Raw genomic sequence first — 12,288 nt, forward strand, 5'->3', positions numbered from 1 at the left:
GGGCGAACCCCGATGCTGATGGTGACGCCGCCCGGTTTGACCCGTCACCGGCACCCACCCACCCTGGTCCGGGCCTGCCGGGCGACCGGTGGTGACCGCTCTGGGCCGCATCCCCTGCTCGACGAGCCACCGGCGCCGGAGGCTTCGACCGCCGAGACCGAGAGGGCATTGCGCAGCATGGCTGAGAAGGACCCCACCAAGGGCTACGTGGCGTTGTTGGGCTGGTCCCTGAGCGCCATCGACGCCGCCGAGAACTTCGACCGTCGCTATGTGGTGGTGGCCCCCGAGTGGGCCCGTGAGTTCGCCGAGGCCAACGACATCCCGTTCCTGGCGTGGGACTTCGAGCGGCTCAACGACCGTTCCATGGAGGTCGCCACCACGCTGAAGGACATGGGCGTGGACGTGACGATCCCCCTGTTCGAGGAGACCGTCGAGTGGGCCGGCGCCATCAACGCCGTGCTGTTCGGCAGCCCGCGACTGCACGGTCAGGCGGTGCTGTTCCGGGACAAGGCCCTGATGAAGCGAAGGGCGCAGCTCGGCGGCATCCGGGTCGGCATCTTCGAAGAGGCCCACGATCACGGCGACGTGGTCCGCTTCCTCAAGCGGGTGAACCAGACGCTGCTCAAACTCGACGGCGACCCCAACGACCCCGTGCACCTCAAGGCCTTCGACAAGGCGGGCTGCCTGGGTCACCGGGTGATCCGCACCCCCGACGAGGTCGACCTCATCCCCGACATCGACTTCCCGCTGCTGATGGAGAGCCACCTCGACGGGTGGGAGTTCGCGGTCGAGGCCTGGATCCACGACGGCAAGATCCGCTTCCTGAACATCTCGGAGTACGTCACGTTGGGCTACTCGGTGTTCGTGCCCGCCTCCCCGGAGCTGGAAGCCTGGCGGGAGCGCGTCACCGAGGAGATCGAGAAGCTCATCAAGACCTTCGAGATCGACTTCGGGCTGATCCACCCGGAGTACTTCGTCACCAGCGACGGGACGATGTACTTCGGGGAGGTGGCCTTCCGGCCGCCGGGGTTCAAGGTGCTCGAGCTGCTCGAGCGCGTCTACGGTTTCAACGGCTACCAGGCCCTCATCATGTGCTTCGACCCCACGACCACCGAAGAAGAGGTCGCCGCCTTCTTCCCACGGGAGGTGGTCGACGCCGACGGCTTCGCCGGGTGCTTCGGCGTGTACCCGCGCCAACGAGTGGTCAGCCAGCTCGATCTCCCCGAAGAGACGGTGCAGCACCCCTACTTCGAGTCCCACGAGTTGGTCTCGCCGCTCGAGTCCAAGGTGACCAAGCGCACCGCGTTCGGCACCCACTGGGGCCTCGTCTACTTCACCGGGGACGACCCGATCGTGATGCGAGAGCTGCTGAAGCACCAGGAGGATCTCGACTTCTATGTCTGAGGTCCCTGGGGCCACCCAGGACGAGGTGACCGCCCCGGTGGTCAGCGCCGACCAGCTCGCCGAGCGGCTCGACGCCGCCATCGCCGCCCTGGAGCAGGCCTCCGCCTTCGCCAAGGCGAGCCCCGCGCTGCGCGTGGCCGACGTCGCCCACCGGCTCATGAGCCACCCCGAAGGCCCCGAGCTCATCTACCGGCGGATCCAGCGGATGCAGGACGGCGGGGTGTTCGCCGGCACCGACTGGGACCATCCCGAGACCCTCCAGCCCCGCCTGGCATCCGGCACGCTCGAGCACGGGTCGGCCGAGACCGCCAGCCTCGAGATGTTGAGCGAGCTGCGTCTGCTGGCGGTGGCCCGCGGTGAGGCCTTCCACCTCGCGGTCTCCTCCGAGAGCGCCACGCACTTCCTGGCCCAGCTGCTGGCCTTCGAGCTCGACCACCTCTTCGGGCCCCGATCCGAAGCCGACCGCGCCGCGGGCAGCCACGGCGACGCGGTGCGCAACCACCTGTCGTTCGTCGCCGACGGCATCGGCTACGACCACGTGCTCGACAGCCTGGTGGCCGAGATCGAGAGGATCCTGGCCCAGCGCCCGATCGCCGTCGACCACGTCAAGGTCATGATCGGCCGCATCGCCGCCAACCTCGACGACCCCGACCTGTCGGGCACCGGCTCCACGCTCGGTCTCAACCGGCTGGTGAGCGCCCTGTTCGGTCCCACCGCCAACTGCCGCGAGGACCCGGGGGTCGAGACCTACGCAGAACGGCTGACGTCGCTCGACGAGAGCGCGCTGTGGCAAGAGGCCCGCGAGTTCGCGTTGGCCATGCACTCCACGGGCCTGGTGTCGCCCTACCAGGAAGTCTTCGTCCACCACGTCAACGGCACTCGCGACGACCTCCTCGGCCAGGTGCTGGGGCTGAGCCGCACCGGCATGGAGGCCCTGTCGTGCTACGCCCCCCTCGTTCGTCGCCTCATCGAGGTGGCCATCACCCCGGGCACCACGCAGACCATCTACTCGCTGGCCCAGATGATCGAACGGGCCGTGCTGTTCGACCCCGCAGTCGCCCCGTCGTTGTGGGCCATGATCGGCCTGGTCCCGTCCCCGAGCGCCGAGCTGGCCCTCGCCGGGATCACCGGGGAAGAGACGGCGTCGACGGTCCTGCTGGCCGGCGTGATCGACGTGCTCGGCCAACCCCTCGGCATCGGGCAGGGCAACAACCCGACGTGCCAGGCGGCGCGGGCCATCTCCATGTGGTCGCTGGCCGCGCCCAGCTACGTGCTGCGCCTCGTGACCCGTGCGGCACGCGACGACGAGATCCGCCTGTTCTTCGAGGGCGATGCCATCTCCTCGGCCGAGGTCCCCGCGGGCACCTTCACCGCTCCGCTGGTGGACGTCGACCCGGTCTCCATGGTGCTGGTGCCCCATCTCGACCGGATCTACATCGAGATGGGCCGACGGTGCGCGTCCCGCAGCGGCGATCCGCACGCCTGGATCAACCGCGAGATGCACGGCTGGTGGGTGGGACGGGAGACCGCACTGGCCGTCGACCTGGCCAGTGGCCATCTCGACGACTACCCGAGCTTCGTGCGCCGCTTCTACGCCCTGTACCACCCGCTGCACAACCGCGATCGGCCTGTGATCCACCCTCAGCCCGCCGGCATCGCCGTCACCGACGGCCTCGGTCGGTTCATCGGGTGGCATGCCATCTCCATCCTGCGCGTGGGCATGGATCCCTCCGAGGAGATGCGGGTGTACTTCTTCAACCCCAACAACGACGGCGGTCAGGACTGGGGTCAGGGCGTGGTGGTCTCCACCGAGGGCTGCGGCGAGCGGTTCGGCGAGTCCTCTCTGCCCATCGCCGCGTTCACCTCGAGGCTGTACCTGTACCACTACGACCCCCCGGACGTGGGGGAGGTGGCTGCCGTCCCGGCCGAGGTCGCCGACGAGGTCGAGGCTCTCGCCCGGGCCAGCTGGGCCGCGGACCGCTGACGGTGCGCCCCCGGCCTGACGGTTCGACCGCTCCGATGCTGGCGCCGGTGACGGACAGCCGGGCCGGTCGGCCATCATGGACGACGTGACGTCGTCGGACCAACGGACCCGGACCAAGGTCGACAACTACACCGACGACCAGTACGAGCGGAAGCTCGCGGTCGCCCAAGACGGCCCGCTGCTGGTCGTGGTCTGCCTCGGTATCGGCGCCGCCATGCCCTTGGCGATCGGCGCCCGATGGGTCGCCCTCGTCGTGGTGGTCGTGGCCGCGCTGGTGCTCGGCGCCGTCGCCTGGGCCTTCCGGCGCCGGGTGCGAGCCAGGACCCTCGAGACCCCTGAGGGCTGACAACGACCTGGCCTCGGTGGACGCAGCCGACGGTCGCTCGAGCGAGCCGCGAGGTCCCGGTCAGCGGTGGGGACGCACCAGGGCCTCCTGGGCCACGGTGGCGACCAGGCGGCCGTCGGGATCGTGCACCGAGCCCTGCACGAGAGCCCGCTGACCGGAGATGGTGACGATCGACTGGGTGTACAGGTGCCACCGCTCGAACCGCACCGGCCGATGGAACCAGACGGCGTGGTCGAGGCTCACCCCGGTGAGGGCGGCCACCCCGGGACCGTCGGGGTGCGACCGGTAGGCCATGTCGAGCAGGAAGTAGTCGCTGGCGTAGGCGAGGAGCGCCGCGTCGAGCACGGCGTCGTCGACCGGGCGGGCCAGGCGCATCCAGTGGGAACGGGGCCCCTGGCCCACCGGGCCACCGAAGAACGTGGGTGGCTCCGCCATGCGCATCTCCACCGCGGGGGGCACCTCCACCCAGCGCGACGTCATCGCCTGGTGCTCGGCGGGAGCGCGGCGCGCCCAGTCCTCGAGCGAGGGCAGCGTCTCGGGTGGGTCGGCCGGCGGGGGAGGGGCGGCCACGTCGACCCCGGGTGGGGTGTCGTGGAACGAGACGAGGGCGGCCAGCAGCTCCCGGCCGTCCTCGAGCACCGACACCCGACGGGTGGCGAACGAACGGCCGTCCCGCACCCGGTCGACCACCAGCTCGACCGCTGCACCGGGTGATCCGGCGGCCACGAACGAGGCGTGGATGGACTGGGGCACCTTCCCCGCGACGGTGGCGCCGGCGGCGGCCACCGCCTGGGCCACCAGCTGGCCGCCGAAGGCCCGGTCGAAGCGGCCCGGCTCTCCGGGCGCCGCGAAGCGGTCCTCGCCGATCGGTTCGAGCGTGAGCGCCCGCACCATGGCATCGAGGACGGCGACGCTCACGGTGCCGGGGCGAGGGCGGCGATGATCTCCTCGCCGTAGCGGGTGAGGTTGTCGATGACCTCGGCGCGGGTGCGTCCCGACGCGTTGCCCGCGATCCACGTCACGCCGGCCTCGGCCAGCTCGTGCAGCGCCTCGAGATGCTGCTGCGGGTTCCAGTCCGGCGTCCCGGGGGCCCCGCCCTCGAAGCACATGTACATCACGTCGACCGGCGCGGTCCGCCCGACGGAGGCGGCGTGGTCGTGGAGGTACGCCAGCATGTCGCGCAGCTGCTCGGTGGTCTCGAGCGGCGGCGACCGGCGTCGCGCCGCCAGCTCGGCCGGGTTCGGCAACGGCATCCACCCCTGGCCCCACTCGGCGACGCGGCGACGGGTGAGCTTGGAGTTGCCGCCCAGCCACAGGGGCGGGTGGGGCTGGCGGGCCGGGGTGGGCTGCGAGGTGATGTCGCGGGCGGAGAAGTGCAGACCCTCGTACGTGACGGGCTCGCCGGTCCACGCCATGCGCATCACGTCCACCGCTTCGTCGAACAGTGCGTTGCGTTCGTCGAAGTCGACCCCCAACGCGTGGTACTCACCCTTGAGGTAGCCGGTTCCCATGCCCAGGATCACGCGCCCGTCCGAGACCCTGTCGAGGGTGGCCACCGCCTTGGCCAGCATGAAGGGGTTGCGGTACGGCACGACGGTGAGGTTCGTCAGCAGCTGCAGCTGCGAGGTGGCCGCCGCCGCGAACGACAGGGCGACGAACGGGTCGAGGGCGTCGTGGCCGCCGGTCTGACGCCAGCGTTCGGCCGGCGCAGGGTGCTCGGTGACGTAGACGGCGCCGAAGCCGGCCGCCTCGGCGGACGCGGCGAGCTCCATCAGGGCCTGCGCCGTCAAGAACTCCTCGATGGGCGGACAGGTCGTGAACGGGTAGCCCCACGAGAACCTCATGCTCCGCCGTCCTCGGCGCGCTCGGCGATGTCGCTGGGTGTCGGGTCCATTGGCGTGATGCTCCTGGGAGGTGAGCGGCGGTTCCCGGCGCTCGTCGGATGGCGAGAGGGTGGGCAGGCGGTGACGAGACCGTCGGGTGCGGCGGTCGGCCCGGACGTCGTCGGTGGCCCAATGCTCTCATCCCTCTCCTCCCAGGTTCGGACACGAGCATCGAGGGAGGGTCTTCGCGTCGGGCCATACTCTCCGGAATGGCCGACCCGTCGAGCGACTCCGTGTCGCTGTCACCGCAACGGGACGGCGTGGTGGACGACTCGGGTTCGGTCGATCCCGTCTCTCCGCCCTCGGATGGCGACGAGCGGCGGCTGACGGCCCGATGGCGGGCGATCCTGCTCCTCGCGTTCGGGCTGCTCTGTGCCGTGGCGTTGGCCGGCCTCTACCTCGGTGCGGTCCGGACCCGCCCCGGTCAACGGGTGGACGAGGCCGCCATCGTCGGGCGAGGTGGCGGCCAGCTCATCCAGCTGACCTCGACGAGGGCGCTCGACACGATCAGCCTCTCCTCCCTCGCAGTGGCCGCCGCGGTGCTGCTGGTGTTCGCCGTGACCCGGCGGCGGCCTCGGTTGGCGCTCGGGGTCGCCGTGATGATCGCGGGGGCGAACGTCACGACGCAGGTGCTGAAGACGGAGCTGTTGAGTCGGCCGGACCTGTTGGACCGGCCGGGGGCGGCCACCGTGCCGAGCTTCCCCAGCGGTCACGCGACCGTGGCCGTCTCACTCGCGCTGGCGCTGGTACTGGTGGTGCCGGCGCGCCTCAGGGTCATGGCCGGCCTGATCGGGATGGGCTATGCCGTGGCCGTCGGGGCGGCGACGCTCACGGCGGGATGGCATCGCCCCAGCGACGTCATCGCCGCCTATCTGGTCGCCACGGTGTGGGTGACGGCAGTGCTGGCCGGGCTCCTCGCGTGGCGCGGGATCGGAACCTCCCCCATGCCCGAGATCTTCGGTCGAACCCTCTCGAGCTGGCGTCTGCTCGTGCTCGGGGTCGCGCTCGTCGCCGCCGCCGGCCTCGTGACGGGCACCGTGGTCGTCGTGCTCGACGGCCGTGACCTGGATGCTGGGCAGCTCGGACCCTCCTACGTGGGCGCCGTCGCGGCCATCGCCGGTGTCGCCATCGTGATCCTCAGCGTCCTGCTGTGGATCCTGCGCGGGGCGCGCATCGACCCACCGCGCGATCAGACCGACGAGCGCGTCGTGCCGTTCCCCGAGGCGTGGGGCCTGCCCGAGAGCGACGCTCGCTGAGCGCGCCATCTCGACGCCGACGACGACATGGAAGGGCCTCACCCGCGCTCCCGGCACCGACGCTCGCCCTGGTGGGGAGACCCCGGCCAGCGCGGCGGACCGCTCCACGGGTGCGAGGGCATCCGTGCCCCCGACGGCGGCTCCGCGCTCCCGCGACGGTGGCACCGGGGTCGTGGCTCGCAGCACGCGCCCAACTGGAACGGCCCAGGCCCTGAGGAAGCAGCACCCATGTCGACGGTCTCCCCGAGGTGTGCGGTAGCTCTGCGGAGGACCGGCAGATCGGTTGACACCGGGGGACCGCTCGGGGAGCCTGACGGCCATGACGGGGGAACTGAAGGCTGATGCTTGGGTCGCGACGGCGTTGGGGGATCCGACGAAGGTCCTCGAACGCCAACAGGTGGAGGTTCGCCCACCCGGTCCCAACGAGGTGCGCGTCCAGGTCTCGACCTTCTGCGTCAACTTCAACGACACCGACATCGTTCGGGGACGATGGTCCATCGTCCCCCTCCAGCCGCCCTTCACCCCGGGCATGGAGGCCATGGGCGTCGTCGAGAGCGCCGGGCCCGGCGCCGAACACCTCGTCGGGCGGCGCATCGTCGGCATCCCGGCCGGCGCCCACGGCGGGTTCGCCGAGTGGGCGGTCGTCGACGCCACCAGCGCCATGCTGATCCCGGACTGGATGGACGACGTCGACGGCGCCGCCCTCCACTACCCGTTCCACCTGAGCTGGTTCGCCCTGTTCGAGCGGGCACGGCTGCAGCCAGGAGAGACGGTGCTGGTGCACGCCGGTGCGGGTGGCGTGGGCTCCGCCGCCATCCAGCTGGCCAAGCACCGCGGGGCCAAGGTCATCGCCACGGCCGGGTCCCCCGAGAAGCTCGACCTGTGCCGGGAGCTCGGCGCCGACGAGGTCGTGAACTATCGAGACGGCGGGTTCGCCCAGGCCGTGATGGACGCCACCTACCAGACCGGCGTCGACGTCGCCCTCGACTCGGTGGGCGGGGCCGTCACCACCGAGACCTTCGGGTCCATGGGGATGAACGGTCGCCACCTGATCGTCGGCTACGCGTCCGACATCACCAACGACGGTCAGCCACTTCCCGTGCAACCGGCGATCTACGGCAACTTCTCGCTGTGCGGGGTGTGCCTCGCCTACGCCCCCGACCCGCTCGCCACCCGACTCAGCACCGGGCTCAACTGGCCGTCACGCTCCGAGGGTCTGGAATCCCATCGGCGCATCATCGAGCTCCTGCGCACAGGCGAGGTGCGTACGGTGGTCACCTCGACGGTCGGCTTCGACGACCTCCCGGAGGCGATGGAACGCCAGGAACGACGCGAGACCATGGGCCGTACCGTCGTGCGGCTGCACTGACGAGCCACCCGACGGCGGAAGGGACGATGACCGACAGCAACGAGGGCGCAGAGGTGAAGCTGCTCTCCGGCGGGAACCCTCAGATCCCCAAAGGCGACGGCGACGAACCGGTGCAGGCCTACATCGCGGCGATGCCCGGATGGAAGGGCATCCACCAGGCGGCCGCGCTTCCGGGCGAGGAGACCTTCTGAGCGCGAGGGTCAGCGCTCGACGGGATCGACCCGCCAGGTCCAGTCCTCGCCGTCGGGCGAGACCGACAGCTCCCAGGTCAGCTCGTCGCCCGCCGACACGGCCCGCCCCTCGGGGAGGGGGAGGAACCCGTGGGACCAGCTCGACTCCGTCCGCGGTGGCGTGTTGTCGACGGTGACGCCGGGGCACAGCAGCGAGTCGAACCAGCACGCCAGACCGTGGAGCGTGCCGTCGCGGTCCACCCCCAGCCGGCCCGCGGAGGTGATGGCCTCGTCGGACGCGGTCCTCAGGTCGACGTCTGCGGCCAGCTCGGGTTGGCCGAGCAGGTTGCCCGGCGTGAGGTCCGCGAACCACAGCATCCGCGCCGCCCGCCGGTGGGCCGCCGTGTAGTCGTAGGGGAGCGCGGTCTCCCACCAATCCGACACCAGCGAGTGGTCGTCGAACGACTCGACGGCCGCGACCCACATGCGCAGCCGCTGAGGCACGAGCAGCGCACCGGGGCGGAGCAGCCGCTGCCGGGCATCGAAGGTCCAGGCCACGATCCCTTCGTCGAACCCCGCGTTGCCGATCGTCTCGGAGATGAGCACGTCCGCCGGTTCCGGGAGGCCGACCTTGATCGACCAGCCGTCGAGGAACTCGATCCGATCGGCGAAGCCGTTGTCGACGGCCAGCTCCCGGGCGAGCTCGATGACCGGTCCCCCTTCGATGGCGTAGACCTTCCGGGCGCCCGCCTCGCACGCCATGAACGACAGCACGCCGCTCCCGCAGCCGATGTCGACCACCACGTCGCCGGGCTGCACCGAGGCATCGATGGCCCGCCGGAAGGCGTCCATCCGTTCGGCGTCGTGCAGCATGCTCAGGTGGTAGTCGAGCACGGTGGCATGGGCGCTGTCGCGTTGCCAGACAGGGCTTCCGGGCAGGTGCGGCATGGCGCCGAAGCTACGGGACCCCCGCACCAGCCGGTGACGAGGGGATGCAGGGACCGGGTCGGTCGGTCACGGACCATGGCGTCCCCACCACGGGGCGAGGGTTAGGGTCCTGCGAACCCACGAACGAAGGACAGACGTTGAGCGACCAGAACCTCGGCACACCGGCGGGCCAGACGAAGACCAACAGCAAGGCGACCTGGTCGCTGGTGCTGGGCATCCTCAGCATCACCATCTGCGGGCTCATCGCCGGCATCCTGGCGATCATCATCGGCAAGCAGGCACAGCGCGAGATCATCGCCTCGGGAGGCCTCCAAGGCGGCGAGGTCCGCGCCAAGTGGGGGATCATCCTCGGCTGGATCTCGATCGCGATCGCCGTGCTCGCCGGGATCATCGCCGCCATCGCCTACGCCGGCAACTAGCAGCCGAACGACCAACGGGTACCTCCGGCGCGGCTCATGGCCGCGCCGGAGCCGCGTCTCGGCCGGCTCGGAGCACGACAGCGGCCGCCCGCGCCCGAGAGACGAGGCTCGAGAAGTGGAGCCCCGCAGCCGGGTTCCGAGCGGCGGGGGTGCTCACCGGTTGGTCTCCGTCCACTGTGGGGTGGAGATGCGACTCGCCCCAGCGACGCTGACGAACCCCAGGCCCGAGGCCTGGGGTTCGTCCGTTCGCCGGCCGTGGTCACGACATGGTCAGGCGCCTCGGCGCCCCGCCTTCTTCTCGGGCGAGCGGCTCAGGCCGCGGCGCGCCAGCGAGCGCTTCGTGACGCGTTGGCGCGTCTTTCGTCGTGAACGTGAGTGGGATCGAGCAGTCATTGCCCCCATGGTCCCACTGTCCGAGCCCCCTTGTCGCCCGCGGGGGCAATCGGCAGGTACGGCGTAGCCTGAGGGTATGGCCGACTACGACATCAACTTCTCCGACAAGCGGCCGGACATGACCCGTGACGGGATGATCGTCACGGTCGAGGTGACGAGGGACGGCACCTACCTCGGTCAGACGGCGGGGATCGTGGCGGGCAGCGACTACCGCCGCAAGTACAAGGAGGGTCGGCGGCTGACCCTGCTCTTCGACGGGGCGGCCCGGCACCTGGCCGAGCTCGTCGCCGACGACATCCGCGCCGGCGACTTCCGCGAGACCTGGCAGCTGGAGGCCCCCGTGGTGCCGCTGAGCGCCGAACGGGCCGGCGAGCTGGCCCAGTTCGACAGCATCCATGCGGCCCTCGCCGAGGGCGACCTGCTGCTTCGCGTCACGACCTGAGGGGGTCGTGTCCAGAGTCGCCTAGTTCCAGAACGGGCTCTCGGCCATGAAGCGGTTGGCGGGCCCGACGATCGCCACGGCGCCTCGGCACCCGTTCTCCAGGTGGACCCGGAGCGCAGTCCCGATCCGGAAGTCCTGTTCCGCGAGCAACCGGCCCTGCGGGCGGGGCCTCTGGCAGCCGGAGCTGGGATCGAACCGCACGACGACGCTGGTGCTCCCGGTCGAGGTGTGTGCGATGGCCGGGTGTCCCTGCAGCTCCGCGGTGGCCTGCTCGCCGCCCTCCGGCTCCGTGCCACCACCCGGCGGCACCGCTTCAGTCGTCGTCATAGCTGTGGATCGACCGACTGCGCCGAGGTGGTTCGGGACCAAGGTCACGATCTCGTCGGCGAACGGCACTTCGGCACCCGGTCCCACCTGTGGGAGTCGCTCGGACCCGAGCGGCGCTCAGGGGCCGTCGGGGCCCGCGGGGTTGCGGTCGCCCAGCGCGCCGAGCACGGTCCACTGCGGGGGTGACGAGGTGGCCCAGTCGTACAAGCTGGCCCCGAGCACGCCGTCGCGGGCCTCGATGGCCTCGAGCATGCCCTGCACCTCGGCGACGGTGGCGCCGTCCGCGATGCCGCCGATGACGTGGATGGGGAGGTCGGGGTCGCCGGTGGCGGCGCGGATGCGGTCGATGTTCTCGCCCACGTACCGGTTCCCGTCCTGCCACTCGGGGAGGCGGATCGACCAGTAGGTCATGGGCAGGACCACGTCGTAGGTCTCGGCGATGTCGACCCACGGGAAGTCGGGCCAGAAGTCGGGGTTGACCTCCTGGACGTGGACTGCGGACAGGGTGATGCCCCCGAGGACCTGGTCGGGGAGCGCGGCGCGCAGCCCGTCGTTGAGCTCGGCGAGGCGGGCGTTGCGCTCGACCGGGTCCTCGATGGTCGTCGACTCGATGTCGACCGCCAGGCCGTCGACATCGAGCTCCGCCGACGCGAGGAGGCGTTCGAGGTCGACGTCGATGTCCTCCAGAGTGGGGAGGTACCAGGCCACGACCGACAGGCCGTGCTCGTGGGCGGCGTCGATGAGCCCCTCGACCCGCTCCTGTTCGAGCACGGTCTGGTCGGGAACGCCCAGGTGCGAGGTCTGCAGGTACACGGTCTGGATGCCGAGGTCGGCCATGGCCGCGAGGTCGTCCTCGCCGACCACGGGCGTCTCGCCCCCCAGCGCCTGGGACCAGTCGAACGCGTCGACCCAGGCGCCCAGCCCCTGGTAGGGCTCGAGCGTCCACGGCTCGGCCGCCGGCCCCGTGGGACCGGAGTCCCGATCGAGCACCCACGCCACCCCGAACGCGAGCAGCGCCACGACGAGCAGTCCGGCGAGCACCAGCCCGCTGCGGCGCCTCGGTCGAGGTCCAGGGGTGGGTGCGTCGACTTCGCCGGTTGCGATCGGGGGAGCGTCATCGGCGGCCATACGACCATCTCTACCCCGACTCCGGCCGCGGCCCGGCGTCGTGGGCGAGATCGTCGGGTGGGCGCCCCGACACCACCACCGACCGACGCGGTCGGTTCTGCATCCGGGCCCGAGGAGGGTACGTTCCCCGACAGCGGTCCAAGGGGACGGGTTCGACACCGACCTACGGGCCATTCCGTCGGCCCCTCTCTGTGGCAACCGCCTGCCATGGATCGAGGG

At 71.0% G+C, this 12,288-nt stretch carries 11 protein-coding genes and 1 pseudogene; 8 read left to right on the plus strand and 4 right to left on the minus strand.

Annotated elements, in window-relative coordinates:
* The first annotated feature begins 177 nt into the window (after window positions 1-177).
* The 3 genes from LUW87_RS03130 to LUW87_RS03140 all read left to right on the plus strand — a co-directional run bounded on the left by LUW87_RS03130 (window position 178) and on the right by LUW87_RS03140 (window position 3,734).
* Window positions 178-1,404, plus strand: a complete 1,227-nt coding sequence (locus tag LUW87_RS03130) for an ATP-grasp domain-containing protein (RefSeq protein WP_232669613.1) — start codon at window positions 178-180, stop codon at window positions 1,402-1,404.
* Window positions 1,397-3,388 (plus strand): hypothetical protein, encoded by a 1,992-nt coding sequence (locus tag LUW87_RS03135; protein ID WP_232669614.1) that lies wholly within the window; start codon window positions 1,397-1,399, stop codon window positions 3,386-3,388. The genes LUW87_RS03130 and LUW87_RS03135 overlap by 8 nt, the downstream gene beginning before the upstream one ends.
* An 85-nt stretch (window positions 3,389-3,473) precedes the next feature.
* On the plus strand, window positions 3,474-3,734 hold the full coding sequence (locus LUW87_RS03140) for a hypothetical protein (protein ID WP_232669615.1): 261 nt from the start codon (window positions 3,474-3,476) through the stop codon (window positions 3,732-3,734).
* A 60-nt stretch (window positions 3,735-3,794) separates the two neighbouring features.
* Here the strand turns inward: LUW87_RS03140 and LUW87_RS03145 are convergent, their stop codons facing one another.
* Window positions 3,795-4,652 (minus strand): acyl-CoA thioesterase, encoded by an 858-nt coding sequence (locus tag LUW87_RS03145; RefSeq protein ID WP_232669616.1) that lies wholly within the window; start codon window positions 4,650-4,652, stop codon window positions 3,795-3,797.
* Window positions 4,649-5,578, minus strand: a complete 930-nt coding sequence (locus tag LUW87_RS03150; RefSeq protein ID WP_232669617.1) for an LLM class F420-dependent oxidoreductase — start codon at window positions 5,576-5,578, stop codon at window positions 4,649-4,651. Before LUW87_RS03150 ends, LUW87_RS03145 begins: the two co-directional genes overlap by 4 nt.
* A 248-nt stretch (window positions 5,579-5,826) precedes the next feature.
* On the opposite strand from LUW87_RS03150, the gene LUW87_RS03155 reads away from it, so the two are divergent.
* The 3 genes and pseudogenes from LUW87_RS03155 to LUW87_RS03165 all read left to right on the plus strand — a co-directional run.
* On the plus strand, window positions 5,827-6,873 hold the full coding sequence (locus LUW87_RS03155) for a phosphatase PAP2 family protein (RefSeq protein ID WP_232669618.1): 1,047 nt from the start codon (window positions 5,827-5,829) through the stop codon (window positions 6,871-6,873).
* A 319-nt stretch (window positions 6,874-7,192) separates the two neighbouring features.
* Complete coding sequence (locus LUW87_RS03160) at window positions 7,193-8,242, plus strand: zinc-binding dehydrogenase (RefSeq protein WP_232669619.1); 1,050 nt, start codon at window positions 7,193-7,195, stop codon at window positions 8,240-8,242.
* A 26-nt stretch (window positions 8,243-8,268) separates the two neighbouring features.
* Window positions 8,269-8,388: pseudogene (locus LUW87_RS03165) on the plus strand (DUF1801 domain-containing protein); the annotation flags it as partial.
* 54 nt (window positions 8,389-8,442) lie between these two features.
* Here LUW87_RS03165 and LUW87_RS03170 read toward each other — a convergent pair.
* Window positions 8,443-9,360, minus strand: coding sequence for a class I SAM-dependent methyltransferase (locus LUW87_RS03170; protein WP_232669621.1), 918 nt, complete (start codon window positions 9,358-9,360; stop codon window positions 8,443-8,445).
* Between the two features lie 137 nt (window positions 9,361-9,497).
* Here LUW87_RS03170 and LUW87_RS03175 point away from each other — a divergent pair, with 137 nt between their 5' ends.
* Entirely contained in the window at window positions 9,498-9,779 is a 282-nt protein-coding gene (locus LUW87_RS03175; protein ID WP_232669622.1) for a DUF4190 domain-containing protein, read from the plus strand.
* Between the two features lie 469 nt (window positions 9,780-10,248).
* Entirely contained in the window at window positions 10,249-10,614 is a 366-nt protein-coding gene (locus LUW87_RS03180) for a hypothetical protein (protein ID WP_232669623.1), read from the plus strand.
* A 444-nt stretch (window positions 10,615-11,058) separates the two neighbouring features.
* Here the strand turns inward: LUW87_RS03180 and LUW87_RS03185 are convergent, their stop codons facing one another.
* The gene (locus tag LUW87_RS03185; protein WP_232669624.1) at window positions 11,059-11,982 is read right to left on the minus strand and encodes a type 1 periplasmic-binding domain-containing protein; all 924 of its coding nucleotides are present in this window, start codon (window positions 11,980-11,982) and stop codon (window positions 11,059-11,061) included.
* Window positions 11,983-12,288 lie beyond the last annotated feature (306 nt).

Origin of the sequence: Rhabdothermincola salaria (assembly GCF_021246445.1) — a bacterium.
In the GTDB taxonomy this organism is placed as follows: Bacteria; Actinomycetota; Acidimicrobiia; order Acidimicrobiales; family Acidimicrobilacustridaceae; genus Rhabdothermincola_A; species Rhabdothermincola_A salaria.